The sequence below is a fragment of the Devosia sp. Root685 genome (assembly GCF_001427875.1).
Classification (GTDB): Bacteria; Pseudomonadota; Alphaproteobacteria; order Rhizobiales; family Devosiaceae; genus Devosia.
In genome coordinates, this window is record NZ_LMHK01000001.1 from 81461 (window position 1) to 98026 (window position 16566).

General features: G+C 62.2%; 18 protein-coding genes. 7 read left to right on the forward strand and 11 right to left on the reverse strand.

Features of this window, described 5'->3' with window-relative positions; genetic code table 11:
* Positions 1-169: 169 nt before the first annotated feature.
* Positions 170-883, reverse strand: a complete 714-nt coding sequence (locus ASD83_RS00415) for an SIMPL domain-containing protein (protein WP_056306893.1) — start codon at positions 881-883, stop codon at positions 170-172.
* Positions 884-1151: 268 nt separating this feature from the next.
* Here ASD83_RS00415 and ASD83_RS00420 point away from each other — a divergent pair, with 268 nt between their 5' ends.
* Together ASD83_RS00420 and ASD83_RS00425 are read left to right on the forward strand one after the other, a co-directional pair.
* Positions 1152-2303: a fumarylacetoacetate hydrolase family protein gene (locus ASD83_RS00420; protein ID WP_056306894.1), complete on the forward strand. Its 1152-nt coding sequence runs from the start codon at positions 1152-1154 to the stop codon at positions 2301-2303.
* A gap of 48 nt (positions 2304-2351) precedes the next feature.
* Positions 2352-3791: an aldehyde dehydrogenase family protein gene (locus ASD83_RS00425; protein ID WP_056306896.1), complete on the forward strand. Its 1440-nt coding sequence runs from the start codon at positions 2352-2354 to the stop codon at positions 3789-3791.
* 60 nt (positions 3792-3851) lie between these two features.
* Here the strand turns inward: ASD83_RS00425 and ASD83_RS00430 are convergent, their stop codons facing one another.
* Positions 3852-4274: a DMT family transporter gene (locus ASD83_RS00430; RefSeq protein ID WP_056306898.1), complete on the reverse strand. Its 423-nt coding sequence runs from the start codon at positions 4272-4274 to the stop codon at positions 3852-3854.
* Positions 4271-4768, reverse strand: a complete 498-nt coding sequence (locus tag ASD83_RS00435; RefSeq protein ID WP_056306900.1) for a DMT family transporter — start codon at positions 4766-4768, stop codon at positions 4271-4273. Before ASD83_RS00435 ends, ASD83_RS00430 begins: the two co-directional genes overlap by 4 nt.
* Positions 4769-5004: 236 nt before the next feature.
* Here ASD83_RS00435 and ASD83_RS00440 point away from each other — a divergent pair, with 236 nt between their 5' ends.
* From ASD83_RS00440 to ASD83_RS00460, 5 genes are all read left to right on the forward strand, one after another.
* Positions 5005-6630, forward strand: a complete 1626-nt coding sequence (locus ASD83_RS00440; RefSeq protein WP_056306902.1) for an MFS transporter — start codon at positions 5005-5007, stop codon at positions 6628-6630.
* 4 nt (positions 6631-6634) lie between these two features.
* Positions 6635-7084 (forward strand): YaiI/YqxD family protein, encoded by a 450-nt coding sequence (locus ASD83_RS00445; protein ID WP_056306903.1) that lies wholly within the window; start codon positions 6635-6637, stop codon positions 7082-7084.
* A gap of 208 nt (positions 7085-7292) precedes the next feature.
* Positions 7293-7496 carry a cold-shock protein gene (locus ASD83_RS00450; protein WP_056306905.1) on the forward strand — a complete coding sequence of 68 codons (204 nt, stop codon included), beginning with the start codon at positions 7293-7295 and terminating at the stop codon, positions 7494-7496.
* A gap of 48 nt (positions 7497-7544) precedes the next feature.
* Positions 7545-7799, forward strand: a complete 255-nt coding sequence (locus ASD83_RS00455) for a hypothetical protein (RefSeq protein WP_156385665.1) — start codon at positions 7545-7547, stop codon at positions 7797-7799.
* A 408-nt stretch (positions 7800-8207) separates the two neighbouring features.
* Positions 8208-8459 (forward strand): hypothetical protein, encoded by a 252-nt coding sequence (locus tag ASD83_RS00460; protein ID WP_056306909.1) that lies wholly within the window; start codon positions 8208-8210, stop codon positions 8457-8459.
* A gap of 68 nt (positions 8460-8527) precedes the next feature.
* On the opposite strand, the gene rpsU is transcribed toward ASD83_RS00460, so the two are convergent.
* The 8 genes from rpsU to ASD83_RS00500 all read right to left on the reverse strand — a co-directional run bounded on the left by rpsU (position 8528) and on the right by ASD83_RS00500 (position 16395).
* A complete protein-coding gene (gene rpsU, locus ASD83_RS00465; protein WP_056309741.1) occupies positions 8528-8812 on the reverse strand; it encodes a 30S ribosomal protein S21 in 285 nt (94 codons plus the stop codon).
* Between the two features lie 125 nt (positions 8813-8937).
* Positions 8938-9864, reverse strand: coding sequence for an MYG1 family protein (locus ASD83_RS00470; RefSeq protein ID WP_056306911.1), 927 nt, complete (start codon positions 9862-9864; stop codon positions 8938-8940).
* Between the two features lie 300 nt (positions 9865-10164).
* Positions 10165-10866 carry a phosphate regulon transcriptional regulator PhoB gene (gene phoB, locus ASD83_RS00475; protein ID WP_035087338.1) on the reverse strand — a complete coding sequence of 234 codons (702 nt, stop codon included), beginning with the start codon at positions 10864-10866 and terminating at the stop codon, positions 10165-10167.
* Between the two features lie 113 nt (positions 10867-10979).
* Entirely contained in the window at positions 10980-11690 is a 711-nt protein-coding gene (gene phoU, locus ASD83_RS00480; RefSeq protein WP_056306913.1) for a phosphate signaling complex protein PhoU, read from the reverse strand.
* Between the two features lie 23 nt (positions 11691-11713).
* On the reverse strand, positions 11714-12550 hold the full coding sequence (gene pstB / locus ASD83_RS00485; RefSeq protein WP_413813474.1) for a phosphate ABC transporter ATP-binding protein PstB: 837 nt from the start codon (positions 12548-12550) through the stop codon (positions 11714-11716).
* 11 nt (positions 12551-12561) lie between these two features.
* The gene (pstA, locus tag ASD83_RS00490; RefSeq protein ID WP_056306915.1) at positions 12562-13929 is read right to left on the reverse strand and encodes a phosphate ABC transporter permease PstA; all 1368 of its coding nucleotides are present in this window, start codon (positions 13927-13929) and stop codon (positions 12562-12564) included.
* 1 nt (position 13930) lies between these two features.
* Positions 13931-15304, reverse strand: a complete 1374-nt coding sequence (pstC, locus tag ASD83_RS00495) for a phosphate ABC transporter permease subunit PstC (protein WP_056306917.1) — start codon at positions 15302-15304, stop codon at positions 13931-13933.
* 68 nt (positions 15305-15372) lie between these two features.
* Entirely contained in the window at positions 15373-16395 is a 1023-nt protein-coding gene (locus tag ASD83_RS00500) for a PstS family phosphate ABC transporter substrate-binding protein (protein ID WP_056306920.1), read from the reverse strand.
* Positions 16396-16566: the final 171 nt, after the last annotated feature.

The following is a 16566-nucleotide window of genomic DNA, read 5'->3' on the forward strand; positions in this document are numbered from 1 at the left end:
TGGTGGGGGCGGGTGACTACGGTGGTCCGCCCCCACCGTCCAGGCTCCCGTCAACAGGGGGAACCCGGAAATACGGATGCCACCAGCCTTGGAAGAGCCTGAACCGATGTTATCGGTTCAGGCGGCAGGTGTGCCATGAAGGTGGCCGGTTCAAGGCCACCGATGCAAATTAGTTTGCCTTGGTGTCCAGTTCCCACTGAACATTGACGCCGATCTCGAAGGTCATCTCGCCTGCTTCGACCGGAACGGCGGAGGCAGCCATATCTGCGCGGGCATACATCGGCATGGGGATCGGGCTGTTGATGTTCTGGCTTTCCGAGATAGCTTCGAGATCGCCCAGCGTCGCGTTGGCGGCGGTGGCATAGAGTTCGGCCTTGCTGCGGGCATCGGCGAAGGCGGCCTTGCGCGCTTCGTTATAAAGCTCGGTCGGGTCGGCCACGGAGAAGCTGACGCCGTTGATGGTGTTGGCTCCGACATTGACCGACTTGTCGAGGATGGTGCCGAGTTCTTCGAGATCACGCACGGCGACGGTCACGGTGTTGGACACCTGGTAGCCATTGATCTTGGGCGGCAGGGAATAGCCGTTTTCGTCGCGGGCGTCGGAATAGACGTAGTTCGGATTGACCGAGAAGCCGGAGGTCTGGATGTCGCGCGCTTCGATGCCGGTTTCCTTGAGCGCGGCAATGAGATCGGCCATGGCGGCGGTGTTGGCGTCGAGCGCTTCGCGGGCGGTGGCGCCCTGAGTGGTGACGCCGGAATTGATCAGCGCCATGTCGGGAGCGGCCCGGACTTCGCCGCGGCCTTCGATAGTGATCGCGCCGGCAAAAGCGGGAACGGCGGCAGCAAGAAGGGCGAGGGGGGCGAGGGCAATCGCGAGACGCATGGCAAACTCCGTTTGTGTTTGGTGGGGCAATTCATACCCCAGCCAATGCGTCAGTATTGCGGCGCAGATGAACGCCAGTTGAACGAGCTGTTTATGTTTCTGGCAAGGCTCGGAAATCGACTGGATTACCGGGGTTTCGGGCGGAGAAAAAGATTGGTCGCCAAGGGCTCTTGGCATTGGCAATAAGTATGACTATTTGAATGACGGGCTTGCGCCGTGCGGTTGCGCTGGGGTAGTCACAGCTAACATTTTAGTTGGGGGAGCCAGCATGGTCGCGAACGTCATTCCCGAGGGTATTTTGCTGGGCCGCGCCCGCGCGCCCGGCCATGCCGAACCGCGCATCGTGACGGTGCGGGACGGGCGGCTTGTTGATATCACCGCCAAAGGCTTTGCCACGGTGCGCGACATTGCCGAAAGCGGCAAGGCAGCGGCGCATGTGAAGGCGGCCGAGGGCGTGGTGCTCGGTGACGTCGCGGCGGTGGTTGCCAATTCCGTTACTGGTCAGACCAGTGAAAATTTGCCCGTGCTTCTCTCCCCCATCGATCTGCAGGCCATCAAGGCCTCCGGCGTGACCTTCGTCGTTTCGCTGCTCGAGAGAGTAATCGAAGAACAGGCCCGCGGGGATAAGTCTCGTGCGGATGCCCTGCGCACCGAAATTCTGGAGCTGATCGGGACCGATCTTTCCCAGCTCGTGCCGGGCTCCGAGCCCGCGATGAAGGTCAAGGCAGCGCTGATCGAGAAGGGCGTTTGGAGCCAGTATCTCGAAGTCGGGATTGGGCCGGACGCGGAAATTTTCACCAAAAGCCAGGTGATGAGCTCGGTGGGCTATGGCGCCGAAGTCGGGCTGCACCCGATTTCGAGCTGGAACAATCCCGAGCCGGAAGTGGCGCTGCTGGTGACCAGCAAGGGCGAAATTATCGGCGCGACGCTGGGCAATGATGTCAATCTGCGCGACGTCGAAGGGCGCTCGGCCCTGCTGCTCGGCAAGGCCAAGGACAATAATGCCTCGGCTTCGCTTGGGCCGTTCATCCGGCTATTCGACGGCGATTTTACGCTCGATACGGTGAAGAATTCCGAGATCGCGCTGCGCGTCGAGGGCACGGATGGTTTCGTGCTCGAAGGCGCTTCGAACATGGCGCAGATTTCGCGCACGCCGGAATCCCTCGTTGCCGCAACCATTGGCGGGCATCACCAATATCCCGATGGGCTGGTGCTTTATCTTGGCACGATGTTCGCGCCGGTGAAGGATCGCGATGGCGCCGGCAAGGGCTTTACCCACAAGCTCGGCGACACTGTCTCCATTTCGACGCCATCGCTGGGTACGCTGACTAACACAGTCAATCTCTCGACCAAGTGTCCGCCCTGGACCTATGGTTCGAGCCACCTGCTGCGGGACCTTGCCCGCGCCGACCTCCTCTAGTTTTGCGCCCCACCCACGGGGATGCGGCATTTTTGAAAGGCTTTCGACATGAGCGAATTGCACAAGAACCTGATCAACGGCGAATGGGTCGGCGCCGATGGTGCCGAGAATTTCAACCCGTCGAACATCACCGAAGTGGTCGGCGTTTATGCCCGCGCCACCGTTGAAGAAACCAAGCAGGCGATTGCTGCTGCCAAGGCCGCATTCCCGGCCTGGTCGCGTTCGGGCATCCTTGAGCGCCATGCGATCCTGCGCAAGACCGCCGACGAAATCCTCGCGCGCAAGCAGGAACTGGGCGAACTGCTGAGCCGCGAAGAGGGCAAGACGCTGCCCGAAGGCATCGGCGAAGTGACCCGCGCGGGCCAGATTTTTGACTTTTTCGCCGGTGAAGTGCTGCGCCTTGCAGGCGAAGTGCTGCCGTCGGTTCGTCCGGGCGTTGGCGTCGAAATCACCCGCGAACCCATTGGCGTTGTTGGTATTATTACGCCATGGAATTTCCCGATTGCCATCCCGTCCTGGAAGATCGCTCCGGCGCTGGCCTATGGCAATACCGTGGTGATCAAGCCGGCTGATCTCGTGCCGGGCTCGACCTGGGCGATTGTCGATATTCTGGTGCGCGCAGGTCTCCCCAAGGGCGTGCTGAACCTCGTCATGGGCAAGGGGTCGGTCGTTGGTCAGACCATGCTCGACAGCAAGGATGTCAACGCGATTTCCTTCACCGGTTCGGTGGGTACGGGCAAGCGTGTCGCGGCCGCTTCGATCGAGCATAACCGCAAGTTCCAGCTCGAAATGGGCGGCAAGAATCCGACGATCGTGCTCGATGACGCCGATCTCAAGGTTGCCGTCGAAACCGTGGCGCAATCGGCGTTTTTCTCGACCGGTCAGCGCTGCACCGCGGCGTCGCGTGTGATCGTTACGGAAGGCATTCATGACGCATTCGTGGAGGCCTTGGCCGAGCGTACGCGTAACTTGCGTGTCGGCGATGCCCTTGACAAGAATACGGAAATCGGGCCGGTGGTCGATCCGAGCCAGCTCAAGCAGGACACCGATTACATCGAGATCGGCAAGGGTGAGGGCGCCAAGCTCGTCGCCGGCGGCGAGCGCGTGAAGGCGGCGACGGACGGGTACTTCCTGCAGCCGACGCTGTTTACCGAAGCGACGAATTCGATGCGCATTGCGCGCGAAGAAATCTTCGGGCCGGTAGCTGCGGTTATTCGCGTGAAGGATTACGAAGAGGCGCTAGCGACCTCGAACGACACCGAATTCGGTCTGTCGGCTGGTATCGTGACGACCTCGCTGAAGTATGCGACGCACTTCAAGCGCAACTCGGAAGCGGGCATGGTGATGGTCAATGTGCCGACCGCCGGCGTCGATTTCCACGTGCCGTTTGGCGGCCGCAAGGGCTCGAGCTATGGCCCGCGCGAGCAGGGTCGTTATGCCTCGGAATTCTTCACCATCGTGAAGACCGCTTACACCGCTGCTGGCTAAACCAGCGCGGAAATGGCGTTAGCAACGGGGCCTTCGGGCCCCGTTTTTGTTAGCAGACTGTTACCTTCGACGCTGTGTAAGCGCCATTCCGGCGAGGATCAGGATAACGCCAAGTGCGGCGGCCCAGATCGTGACGGGCGCGCCGCGCAGAAGATCGAAGATGATCCCGAAGACCATCTGGCCGGCGATGACGAGGAGCGTCGAATTGACGGCGCCGATCCGGGTGATGAGCCATGAGCCGGCGGCGACGAAAACGACGCCGATGGCGCCGCCGGTGTAAATCCACCACGGCATGTCGGCGATGTTGGCGGGGATGAGGCCGCCGAGGACGAGACCGACGACGGTGAGGAAGACGAAGCCGACGAAGTGGTTCCAGAATGAGGAGATCAGCGGCGTCGTCGACATCGAAAGGCGGCCATTGACCTGGCGGCTGAGGATGACGAGGAGGCCGGCGGCGAAGGCGGCGAGAATGGGGATGATCATGCCGCGCCCAGTCCAAAGAGAATGATGAGAAGGCTGCCGGTGGCAATCAGGATGACGGCGCCGGCATCGCGGAGGTCGAGGCGGCGTTTGGGGAGGCCGAGAAGACCCCAGAAATCGGCGGCGAGGCTGAGGACGACTTGCCCTGCAAGGCCAAGGGCGAGTGTGCCGGCGAGGGCGAGGGGGGAGTTTACGGAGGTTGAGGTCAGCATGACCGTGACGGCGCCGAGGAGGCCGCCGATATAGGCCCAGAGGGGTGCCTTGCCGATTTTCGCCGTGGCTTCTGCCGCAGCGGCGCGCTGGCCGCGCCAGACGACGGCGAGAAAGACAATGGCGACGATCGTGCCGACGCCATGGGCCAGCCAGGACGAGAACATGGCGCCGCCGAGACGGCCCGCTTCGCCATTGACGAAAATCGCGAGGGTGAGAAGACCGCCGCTGGCAAAGGCCGCGAGCAGGTGCAGCGGATTGGGCCGCTGGGCAGGGGGAGAGGTCATGGTGCGATTCGAGTAGAGGAGGTTTGGGTACTCTATTCGGTGGTGGGGCGGCGGCAAAGTGGGGGGCTGCGTTTGGGCGTGGGGCTGGAACCCCCACCTAGCCTCCCCCTGGTAGGGGGAGGGATCTGCTGGTGGTGCACGCGCAGCAAGGCAGGTTCGGATTTTGCCTTTGGCACGCTTCGAAGCTTGCCACCTCGACCTGACTCGCCCATGACTGGCTCAGGAGTTGAATCACTATGCCTGAGCGCACATCCATTACGGCGCCGTTTCGCCATGAGACGTTTCGTACGCTGTGGCTGGCGACCTTGTTTTCCAATCTGGGGGGATTGGTGCAGGCGGTTGGTGCGGGCTGGATGATGACGACGCTGACCACGTCGCACAATATGGTGGCGCTGGTGCAGGCATCGAACACCCTGCCGATCATGGTGTTTTCCATTGCGGCCGGGGCGCTGGCGGATAATTTTGACCGGCGCAGCGTGATGCTGGTGGCGCAAAGCGGCATGGCGGTGGTGTCGCTGCTATTGGCGGTGACGGCTTGGATGGGGCTGCTCAATCCCTGGTTGCTGCTGACGTTTACGTTTCTCATCGGGTGTGGGACGGCGCTGTTCAATCCGTCCTGGCAGGCGTCCATGGGCGATATCGTGCCGCGCGAGGATCTGCCCGGCGCGGTGACGCTCAATGCCATGGGCTTTAACATGATGCGCAGCGTCGGTCCGGCGGTCGGCGGCATGATTGTGGCTTTTGCCGGGGCGAGCGCGGCTTTTGCGCTCAATGCGGTGTCTTATCTGGCGCTGATCGGGGCGCTGTGGCGCTGGAAGCCACAAAAGGTCAAGGCGCGGTTGCCGCGCGAAAATCTCGGCAGCGCCATGTGGGCCGGCGTGCGCTACATGTCGCTGTCGCCCAATCTGCTGTCGGTGCTGTTTCGCGGATTTCTCTTCGGCTTTGCTGCCATCGTCATCATGGCGCTGCTGCCGTCGGTGGCCGAGGAATATGTGGGCGGTGGAGCGCTGGTCTATGGCACCTTGCTGGGATGCTTTGGGCTCGGGGCCATCGTGGGCGCCTTTGTAAACGGGCCGGTGCGGCAGCGTTTTTCCAATGAAGTCATTGTGCGGCTGGCTTGCCTTGGTTTTGCGCTGAGCTGCATCGGACTGGCATTCAGCCGCGATCCGCTGCTGAGCCATCTGGTGCTGCTGCCGGCGGGGGCCTGCTGGGTGCTGTCGCTGTCGCTGTTCAATGTGTCGATCCAGCTTTCCGCCCCGCGCTGGGTGGTGGGGCGGGCGTTGTCGCTTTACCAGACGGCGACCTTTGGCGGCATGGCGGGGGGCAGCTGGGTCTGGGGCATGACGGCTGATGCGGCCGATCCGCAATGGGCGCTGGTGGCGGCTGGCGGCGTGCTGCTGGTCTGCCTCGTGGTGGGATTCCGCCTGCCTTTGCCGCAGTTCAATGATCGCGACCTCAACCCGCTCGATACGTTCAACGAGCCGCTGCTAAAACTCGATCTGATGCCGCGGAGCGGGCCGATCATGATCATGATCGACTATCAGATCGCGCAGGAGGATATTCCGCGGTTTCTGGCGCTGATGAGCGAGCGGCGGCGCATTCGTATTCGCGATGGCGCACGACAGTGGGCGGTGCTGCGCGACCTCGAAAAGCCCTATATCTGGGTGGAAAGCTACCATGTGCCCACCTGGATCGATTATGTCCGGCACAATCTGCGGCGTACCAAGGCGGATGCGGACAATACCGAGCAATTGCGGGCGCTGCATCGCGGGCCGGGCATGCCGGTGGTGCATCGGATGATCGAGAGGCAGACGGTGCCGCTCGATGACACGACGCCGCTGCGCAATAGCCCGGAAGTGTAGCGCCATGGTTGCGGTTTTCGTGGATGCCGATGCCTGCCCGGTCAAGGACGAGGCGGCACGGGTGGCCGAGCGGCATGGGCTGGTGATCACCTATGTCGCCAATTTTGGGCTCAGGCCATCGCGCGACCCGATGGTGCGAACCGTGATGGTACCGCAGGGCGCGGATGCGGCGGATGACTGGATCGTCGAGAATTCGGCGCCGGGCGACCTGGTGGTGACGGCGGATATTCCGCTCGCGAGCCGGGTACTCGCCAAGGGCGGGGCGGCGATCGGGCCGACGGGGAAGCTCTTTACGACGGACTCGATCGGCATGGCGCTGGCGATGCGCGACCTCAACCAGCACTTGCGGGAAACCGGGGAAAGCCGGGGTTTCAATGCGGCTTTTTCGGCGAAGGACCGGTCGAATTTCCTGCAGCAATTCGATGCGCTGGTGCAGCGGGCAAAGCGGGGCTGACCGGGCGCTCTGCGCACGCGCCTTGACTTTGGCGCATTTGAAGTAGACTATTGGAAAATACGTTTTCTGCCCCCGTTGGCGAACTGACCCTCCCGGCCTGTCCGGTTTGGCTTTCCTTCCGAACTGCAAACGTTATAGGCTCCTGTAGCATGTTGCTGCAGGGGAACCGCTCGCTTGCACCGCTTCGAGCCAATTCATGAGGAAGCCAATGAACGGCACCGTGAAGTTTTTCAATTCGACCAAGGGCTTTGGTTTCATCTCGCCAGATGATGGCGGCAAGGATGCCTTCGTCCACATTTCTGCGCTGGAGCGCGCTGGTATTTCCAGCCTCGCCGACGGCCAGAAGGTGACCTACGATCTCGAAAAGGGTCGTGATGGGCGTGAATCTGCAATCAACGTGCAGCTCGCCTAATTTCAAGTTCGGCCGGGGCGCTCGCGCCCCGGTTTGAAGGAGCGCTCGATGTCTCACCTCTATAAAGTCGGCCAGATGCTCGACCTGCGCTCCGCCCCGCGTCACAGCAATCGGCCAGCAGGCCCTTGCGAAGTGATCTCCTGCCTCCCACATGAGACAGGCCCGGTGCTTTACCGGGTAAAATCGCGTGGCGAAACCAATGAACGCGTTGTCGAAGAGGGCGATCTGTCCCCCAGCGATGCGTCCAAATCGGCCTATGTCGAAGGCGCAAGCGTCTTCAGCATCGCCGTAAACAAGCGCTGAGCACAAAGGCTTCTCTAAAGCGCGTCGCGATCCCCAGGGATTGGCGCCTTGCGCTTTAGATCTTTGTTTTTCGCATGTCTTTGCCTCTAAACGGGGACCGCTTTCGGGTGACATGAATGGGTGCCGTATGAGGCAGCCCAATCCTCCGAATTCACGGTGTCATTTCCGCGAGAGCGGGACTCTGCGCCTTGAACGATTCTCCGTGTGGCGGGACGATTTGCGTCACGGTTGGCAGGCCGAAAGGGCCGCTGCCACTGGCCGTCTCCCGCCCCTCGCAGCGCTTCGCGCTGGTGCTGACGACTGTCACGCAGTTGAGATAATAACCACGCACTATAGTGCAAACGAACACATCACTCAGCGCGACAAGCTGAGAACAAGAGCGGCTATTGGCCGACAGAAAGACTGAAAATGAATACGCATATACTCAACGCGCCGGGGGAATTGTTCCTCGGTAGCGACGCCGCAACAGCGCTGGCACAGGGCGCGCGCCGATTCTCTTCGGCCGCCAAGGCCGTGCGCTTTGCCATGGAGCAGGCAGCGCCTGTGAGCCTTCACGGGGCAATGCTCAGGATCAATGGCACGACGCTGGGGCCCGAGCAGATTCGGGTGCTGCACCGGCAGATGGAAACCATCGGCCAGGCTCGAGGCACTCGCCAATAAAAAACGCCGGCCATATGGCCGGCGTTTTTGTTTAGTGCAGAACTGGTATCCAGTTCTGAGGGCAGGTCTTAGTCCTGCGAACGCGGGGCGCCGCCAGCTGCGCCACCCGAGCGGCCGCCGAAGCTGCCAGCGGGGCGCTTGGGCGCTGCAATCAGGCCTTCACGAATAGCCTGCTTACGCGCAGCCTTGCGGTTGCGGCGGATGGCTTCGGCTTTCTTACGCACGCGCGCTTCCGAGGGCTTCTCGAAATACTTGCGAAGCTTCATCTCGCGGAAAACGCCTTCGCGCTGAAGACGCTTCTTGAGAACGCGGAGGGCTTGGTCGACATTATTGTCGCGAACCTGGACCTGCAAAAAATTTCCTAACTTGGTGAGCGCCTTCTCCATGAATGGCAGGCGGAGTCGATCTTTGATCGTGCACTTCGTTATCAGGCTCGGTCCGCGCTGCCAACCCCGAGAAGTGGGGTTGTGATATTCTATCAGGCCGCGCGGCTGCCGATTGCTTCGGCTACGGCGATTTCGGCCATGGCGAGGGCTGCCGCGCGGGTCCTGGCGGCGGCGATGAAGCGGCCATTGTGGCAGAAGGTGGCGCCTTCGACGCCGCTGGCGGTTTCGAGATCATGATTGGTAAGCCCAGCCCAGGCGGCGGGCAGGTCGGCGCGGAGTTCGAATCCTTCATCGCTGCGGCGAATGCCGGTGAGGCACCAATCCTTGTCGCGCGGGTGGACGACGAAAAGCAGGTGATCGGCGCCGGCCTTGACGATGGCGGCGCGGAACGGCATGCCCATGGGCAGTTCGAGCACGCGGCCGGCTCCGGTTGCCTCGATTGCCCTTTGCACGAGAGCTTCGGCGCGGAGCTTGGCCGCGCTGCGGGCCACGGCGGCTTCGACAAAGCTGCGGGCGATGACGAGGGCCTTGTGGAAGGCCTGTTGATCGGCCTCGGCGTCGCGATCGTCGAAATCGGGTTTCAGCGTTTCGAGGAGCGAGGAGAGCGACAGGCCGGCGAGCGGCCCCGAGGGGCTGATGGCGCCATTGTCGACGAGATCGATGGGCAGGACGAGATTGCCATCCACCGAGGCATGGACGCTGTCGATATGTTCGGCAGGAACGCCGAAGGAGGCGATGTAATCACGGCCAAAGTGCTTCCAGACGAGGCCGAAGGAGCTGTAGGGCTGGCCATCGTCGCGCAGCGGGGCGCCACGCTGGTGGTGGTCGAAAATGCGCGCTTCGGCATCGTAGGCGCCGCCGACATCGTAGATGACGCGATCGGGGGCAGGGGTGATCCATTCGGGTGCGCGGCTGCGCACGATTTCAGCAGCGGGGAAGAGCCGGGTCAGGATGACGCTCGACAGCAATTCATCGGCATGAAAACCACCGGAGTGGGTGACGAGGAAGGCTGGTGTCATGTCTGGAGCGGTCCTGCAATTGGCGTTTCGGGCGTCACGGTCCCCGCGGTCGCGACGGACCTTGCTACCCTGCTTTGGCGACCGGAGGCAATGTTATCGTTAGTGAAACGTTAATGAGTGGGGTGTGGGGGCGCGATCTTGCAGTAGCCCTCATGGTGAGGTGCTTTGCAAAGCAAAGCCTCGAACCACGAGAGCGTGGCTTTGAAACATCCGGGCACGCCCTCGTGGTTCGAGGCTACGCTACGCTGCGCACCTCACCATGAGGGCTACTGGGAAGGGCGGGACAAGACTGGCCTTGCCTCACGCAGGCTGGCCAAAACGCTCGTCGAAGGCGTAGCCGGCGCCGCGGACGGTGCGGATCGGGTCGTTTTCGCGGCCGCGATTGATGGCGCGGCGGAGGCGGCCGATGTGGACGTCGACGGTGCGTTCGTCCACGTAAACGTCATTGCCCCAGACGCCATCGAGGAGTTGCTCGCGCGAATAGACGCGGCCGGGATGGCGCATGAGATATTCGAGGAGGCGATATTCGGTGGGGCCGAGGTGCACGTCGCGGGTAGAGCGGCGGACGCGGTGGGTGGTGCGGTCGAGTTCGAGATCGCCGACCTTGAGGGCGGCGGTCACGAGGTTGGGGTTGGCGCGGCGGAGGAGGGCGTGGATGCGGGCGACGAGTTCGGGGACCGAGAAGGGTTTTACAACGTAGTCGTCGGCGCCGGTGGAGAGGCCGCGGACGCGTTCTTCTTCTTCGCCGCGGGCGGTGAGCATGATGACCGGGATGCGCGAGGTTTCTTCGCGGGCGCGGAGACGGCGGCAGAGTTCGATGCCGGAGATTTCGGGCAGCATCCAATCGAGGAGGATCAGGTCGGGCAGCTTTTCGGCAATGGCGTGCTGGGCCTCGTCGCCGGTTTCAGCGGTGACGACGCGAAAACCCTCGGCTTCGAGGTTGTAGCGCAGCAGGATGGCGATATCGCCCTCATCTTCGACAACGAGAATGGTCGCGGGCATAGGCGTGCTCCATCGATCGGCGTTTTGGTTTAGCCGATAGTCTGGTGAGTGTGGCTCCACCCCTCCCATCCTCCCCCATCAAGGGGGAGGTGTCGGAGAGGCCGGTGATCGGTTTACGCTTTAATCTGCGTGCGGTGCAGTTCCTGCACGTCGGCGGTGAGCTGTTTGCCGGTTTGCAGGTAGTAGGCGCGTTCGGCGATGTTGGTGGCGTGGTCGCCGATGCGTTCGAGGTTTTTGGCGCAGAAGAGGAGATGCGTGCAGGTGGTGATGTTGCGCGGATCTTCCAGCATGTAGGTCAGCAGTTCGCGGAAGAGCGAGGTGTACATGGCATCGACTTCGTCGTCGCGGTTGCACACTTCGACCGAGGCGGCTGCGTCGCGGTTGGCGTAGGCGTCGAGGGCGTCCTTGAGCTGGCGCAGGACAAGGGCGGTCATGTTCTTGACGCCATTGTAGAAGGTCGGCTGCAGGTTGATGTTTTCGAGTTTGAGCGAACGGCGGGCGAGTTGCTTGGCCATGTCGCCGACGCGTTCGAGATCGTTGGCGACGTGGATGGCGGTGACGATGGAGCGCAGGTCCGAGGCCATGGGCTGGCGGCGGGCGATGATCGAGACGCACATGTCGTCGATCTTGCGCTGCATGTCGTCGATGCGCTGATCGGCGATGATGGTGAGATCGGCCAGCTCGCGATCGAGCTTGAGAAGGGCCTTGGTGCCGTTCTCGATGGCGACTTCGACCTGGCCGCCCATTTCGGCAATGGTCTGGGCCAGGGCGTTGAGCTCGTCGGTGAAGGACGAGACGATGTGATCGGATGCGGTATTGGCCATGATGTTGGTTCCTTTTTCCGCGATCAGCCGATGCGGCCCATGATGTAGTCCTGGGTCTGCTTGTTCACCGGATTGGTGAAGATGTCCTCGGTCGGGCCCTGTTCGATCAGGTTGCCGAGGTGGAAGAAGGCGGTGCGCTGGGAAACGCGGGCGGCCTGCTGCATCGAGTGGGTCACGATGACGATCGTATAGTTTTCACGCAGTTCGTCGATCAGCTCTTCGATGACGGCAGTCGCGATGGGGTCGAGGGCCGAGCAGGGCTCGTCCATCAGGATCACTTCGGGGCCGACGGCGATGGCGCGGGCGATGCAGAGACGCTGCTGCTGGCCGCCGGAGAGACCGGTGCCGGGCTCCTGCAGGCGATCCTTCACTTCTTCGAAGAGGCCGGCCTTGCGAAGCGAGGAGACGACGATTTCATCGAGGTCTGCCTTGTTGCGGGCAAGGCCATGGATGCGCGGGCCATAGGCGACGTTGTCGTAGATCGACTTGGGGAAGGGGTTCGGCTTCTGGAACACCATGCCGATGCGGGCGCGCAGTTCGACCACGTCAAGGGCGGGGGCATAGATGTCTTCGCCGTCGAGTTTGATGGTGCCGCCGACCTTGGCGCCTTCGATCGTGTCATTCATGCGGTTGATGCAGCGCAGGAACGTCGACTTGCCGCAGCCCGAGGGTCCGATGAAGGCGGTGACGGCGCGATCGGGGATATCGATCGAGATGCCATGCAGGGCCTGCTTGGCGCCGTAATGCACGGTCACGTCGCGAGCGGTGAGGCGGATGGGGCGTTCGAGCACGTCAATCGGGTTCATGGTGGAGTCCACGTTCAGAGAAGTCTTCTTAACCTTGCCGGCAAGCATATCCATTTGGCTCATCCTTAAGCGCGCTTTTCAAGGCGCGAGCGGAGGTAGATCGCGACGCCGTTGAGCAGGATCATGACCGCCAGCAGCACCATGATGGCGGCAGCCGTGCGGGGTTCGAAGAAATTGCGGTTTTCATTGCCCTGCCAGAGATAAATCTGGACGGGAAGAGCGGCGGCCTGATCGAACGGGGTCGCGGGGACCGAGGCGACGAAGGCCTTCATGCCGATGAGGAGGAGCGGCGCGGTTTCACCCAAAGCGTGGGCGACGCCGAGAATGGTCGCCGTCAGGATCGAGGGGAAGGTCGTGGGCAGGACGTGGTGGAAGACCATCTGAGTTTTGGAGGCGCCCATGCCCAGGGCCGCCTGGCGCAGGGACGGGGAGACGCCCATCAGCGCGCCGCGGGTGGCGATGATGATGGTCGGCAGGGTCATCAGGGTCAGCACAAGACCACCGACAATCGGAGCCGAAATCGGCAGGTGGAACCAGTTGATGAACACAGCGGCGCCGAGGAGACCGAAGACGATCGAGGGGACGGCGGCGAGGTTGTTGATATTGACTTCGATGAGGTCGGTGATGCGCGATTTCGGCGCGAATTCTTCGAGATAAATGGCGGCAGCCACACCGATGGGCACAGCCAGGAGGACCACGATCAGCATCATCCACAGCGTGCCGACGAAAGCGCCGAGGAGGCCTGCGGAGGCCGGAGCGGCGCGGCTATCGACATTGGTGAAAATGGTCCAGGCAAAGCCGTTCGAAATGGTGCCGTTATCAACGAAGGTATCGATCAGCTGGCGGGCGGGCGGCGAGAGCTGCTGCTGGCCGTCGCCGAGGCTGCGGTCGATATTGCCCTTGATCCAGTTGGCGGCGTTGGCCGAGGCGAGCACATCGACATCAACGGTCTGGCCGAGGAGCGAAGGATTGGCCACGAACATTTCGCGGATCTGGTGGCGGGCATTGGTTTCCGGGATGGTCTGGATCTGCTTGCTGTCGATCTCGAAACCTTCCGGCGCGGCCTTGCGCAGGGAGGCTTCGACGATCTTGTTCCAGTTCAGCATGGCCAGGTCGCGCTGCCACTTGAGATTGGCAGCGGTGTATTCAGCATCGGAAACGAAATCGCCGCGCACCGGGACCGGATCGGAGCCGATGACGGCTTCGTCAAAGGTCACCGAGAGGTGCAGGTTGGACTGGACGAAGGCCGGAATGCCTTTGCGGAACACGTCCACAAAGAGGAGGGCGACGAAGCCGAGCGCGATGACGATGGCAGCAATGCCGAGGCCGCGGAAAATCTGCTCGTTCAGGTGACGGCGGCGGAGGCCGGCACGGATGAGGGCAGTGCGGTCGGACGAGGCTTTTTCGGGGGAAGTCTGAATATCGATAGCCATTTTATTCGTACTGCTCCCGGAAGCGGCGGACGATGTAGAGGGCGAAGATGTTGAGGCAGAGGGTCACGACGAAGAGCGTCAAACCAAGAGCAAAGCCGACAAGGGACTGCGGGCCGGTGAAATCGGTATCGCCGGTGAGCTGATTGACGATGGAAACGGTGATGGTCGAAACCGGCTCGAACGGGCTGCCACGCAGGATCGGTGCGTTACCGGCAGCGAGGACCACGATCATGGTTTCGCCAATGGCGCGGCTGACCGCGAGAAGGAAGGCGCCGACAATGCCGGGAAGGGCGGCGGGCAGGAGGACGTTGCGGATGGTTTCGGACTGCGTGGCGCCAAGGCCATAGGCACCATCGCGCAGGGTGCGCGGCACCTGATTGAGGATGTCATCGGAAAGGGACGACACGAAGGGGATGATCATGATGCCCATGACGATGCCGGCGGTCAGGGCCGAGGTGGCGCTGATCTGGAGGCCGATGGCATTGCCGAAATCGCGAAGGAAGGGGCCGACCGTGACCAAGGCGAAGAAGCCGAAGACGATGGTGGGGATGCCGGCGAGGATTTCGATGAGGGGTTTTGCGACGGAGCGGAACGACTTTGGCGCGTACTGGCTGAGATAAATGGCCGAGAGGAGGCCGACGGGCACAGCGACGATCATGGCGATTGCCGTGATCATCAGCGTGCCCGAGAGTAGCGGCAGGAGGCCATAGGAGCCGTGATTGTCGCCGCCGGCATTGTTGGGCGCCCAGACGGTGCCGAAGAAGAAATCGAGCGGGTTGATGAAGGTGAAGAACTTGTATGCTTCGGTGACGAGCGAAGCGACGATGCCCACCGTGGTCAGGATGGCGACGGCGGAGCAGGCGAGCAGCAGGACATTGACGACGCGCTCGACCGTATTACGGGCCCGGAGGCGGGCGGTGATGCGGGAGCGGGCATAGATGAGGCCTGCACCGCCAGCAACGATCGCGAGGATCAGCGTGCCGGCGAAGGCGAGGAAATTGAACGAGCGCACGGCGTCGCCGGCGGCCTGTTCCCAGGGGGCGATTTCGCCTGCCACGCCATAGCCCGATGCCAGGGCATTGATGCGGATGATGGCGCCGTTGAGACCGGCCTGATCGAGGGAAACGAGAATGTCCTGCGGGATCTGGGAGACGGTGTAATTGTGGGTGATGCCGCCGCCGAGCCAGGCCCAGAGTAGCAGGATGACCAACGCCGGGATCATGGCCCAGATGGCGGTGAACGACCCGTGATATTGCGGGCGAGAGTGGACCTTGACGCCATCGGCGGTGACGAGGTTCCGGCTCTTGGACCAGCCGGTCTGATAGGAAATGCCTAAAAGGACAATTAGTACGCCGGCTACGACCAGAGCATTCATCGCGATGCGCCCCCGCGGGAAAACGAAAGAGCGGGCCGCACCGGCATGGCGCGACCCGCAGGAGTCTTTTACTGAGCGCCAGCTTCGAAGGCGGCGAGAACTTCAGCGGTCTTTTCGGCCGGCTGCGGGATCAGGCCAGCGGCTTCGAGCGTGCCGCCATTGCCCGAGATGCCTTCCGAGAGGAAGAACTGGACGTATTCCTCGATGCCGGGGATGACGCCGATGTGCTGGCCCTTGACGTAGAAGAACAGCGGGCGGGAGACCGGGTATTCACCAGCGGCAACCGATTCCTTGGACGGAACGACGCCATCGACGGTCGCAACCTTGAGGGTGTCGGTGTTCTGTTCGTAGAAGGAGAGGCCGAAAACGCCGACGGTGTTCTTGTCGGAGTTGAGGCGGGCCAGGGTCTCGGTATAGTCGCCGGAGATTTCGATGACCACGTCCTGACGGAAGGTGGTTTCGAGGGCCTTCACTTCGTCGTCCGACAGACCTTCGGGGTGCTCGGAGGCCTTGAAGCCAGCGGTCACGACCTTTTCCTGGAAGACTTCACGGGTGCCGTGGTTCGAGGCCGGGATGGCCAGCGAGATCGGCTGGTTGGGGAGCGACGCGTCGATTTCGTTCCAGGTCTTGTAGGGATTGTCGACGAGAGCGCCGTCAACATAGACCTTGGCGGCGATGGCCTTGTAGACCTGAGCCGGGGTCAGGGCGAAATCAGCGCCGGAAGCAGCCGAGGCGAAGACGATGCCGTCGAAACCGAACTGGATTTCGCGAACGTCGGTCACGCCAGCGGCGGTGCAGGCTGCGAGTTCGGCTTCCTTGATCTGACGCGAAGCATTGGCGATGTCGATGGTGTTGTCGCCGGTGCCTTCGCAGAACTGCTTCAGGCCGCCGCCGGTGCCGCCGGAGCCGACGACCGGGGTCTTGAATTCGGGGAACACGGCGCTGAATTCTTCAGCGACGATGGAGGCGAAGGGCAGGACCGTCGAGGAGCCGGCGATCTGGATGGTGTCGCGCGACTGGGCAAAAGCGGCTGGTGTGCCGAAGGCGGCGAGCGCAACAACGGCGACGCTGGCGAAAAGTGCGGTCTTCATGAAAGTTCCCTTTCGGAATTCGGTTCTGGGACATGGCCAGCCGGTGCTTGAGGCCGCCCTGTGACGCGGCAGACCATATGTGTGCCCAGCGACGGTTTTATTGCAGATGGGTGACTGGTTTGTGACAGCGGAAGTGACTGATTTATCAGGGCAATTCTGATGATATCAGTT

Coding starts and splice junctions, on each gene's coding strand:
- ASD83_RS00415 (WP_056306893.1), bottom strand. CDS start 883: ATGCGTCTCGCGATTGCCCTCGCCCCCCTCGCCCTTCTTGCTGCCGCC.
- ASD83_RS00420 (WP_056306894.1), top strand. CDS start 1,152: ATGGTCGCGAACGTCATTCCCGAGGGTATTTTGCTGGGCCGCGCCCGC.
- ASD83_RS00425 (WP_056306896.1), top strand. CDS start 2,352: ATGAGCGAATTGCACAAGAACCTGATCAACGGCGAATGGGTCGGCGCC.
- ASD83_RS00430 (WP_056306898.1), bottom strand. CDS start 4,274: ATGATCATCCCCATTCTCGCCGCCTTCGCCGCCGGCCTCCTCGTCATC.
- ASD83_RS00435 (WP_056306900.1), bottom strand. CDS start 4,768: ATGACCTCTCCCCCTGCCCAGCGGCCCAATCCGCTGCACCTGCTCGCG.
- ASD83_RS00440 (WP_056306902.1), top strand. CDS start 5,005: ATGCCTGAGCGCACATCCATTACGGCGCCGTTTCGCCATGAGACGTTT.
- ASD83_RS00445 (WP_056306903.1), top strand. CDS start 6,635: ATGGTTGCGGTTTTCGTGGATGCCGATGCCTGCCCGGTCAAGGACGAG.
- ASD83_RS00450 (WP_056306905.1), top strand. CDS start 7,293: ATGAACGGCACCGTGAAGTTTTTCAATTCGACCAAGGGCTTTGGTTTC.
- ASD83_RS00455 (WP_156385665.1), top strand. CDS start 7,545: ATGTCTCACCTCTATAAAGTCGGCCAGATGCTCGACCTGCGCTCCGCC.
- ASD83_RS00460 (WP_056306909.1), top strand. CDS start 8,208: ATGAATACGCATATACTCAACGCGCCGGGGGAATTGTTCCTCGGTAGC.
- ASD83_RS00470 (WP_056306911.1), bottom strand. CDS start 9,864: ATGACACCAGCCTTCCTCGTCACCCACTCCGGTGGTTTTCATGCCGAT.
- phoB (WP_035087338.1), bottom strand. CDS start 10,866: ATGCCCGCGACCATTCTCGTTGTCGAAGATGAGGGCGATATCGCCATC.
- phoU (WP_056306913.1), bottom strand. CDS start 11,690: ATGGCCAATACCGCATCCGATCACATCGTCTCGTCCTTCACCGACGAG.
- pstB (WP_413813474.1), bottom strand. CDS start 12,550: ATGGATATGCTTGCCGGCAAGGTTAAGAAGACTTCTCTGAACGTGGAC.
- pstA (WP_056306915.1), bottom strand. CDS start 13,929: ATGGCTATCGATATTCAGACTTCCCCCGAAAAAGCCTCGTCCGACCGC.
- pstC (WP_056306917.1), bottom strand. CDS start 15,304: ATGAATGCTCTGGTCGTAGCCGGCGTACTAATTGTCCTTTTAGGCATT.
- ASD83_RS00500 (WP_056306920.1), bottom strand. CDS start 16,395: ATGAAGACCGCACTTTTCGCCAGCGTCGCCGTTGTTGCGCTCGCCGCC.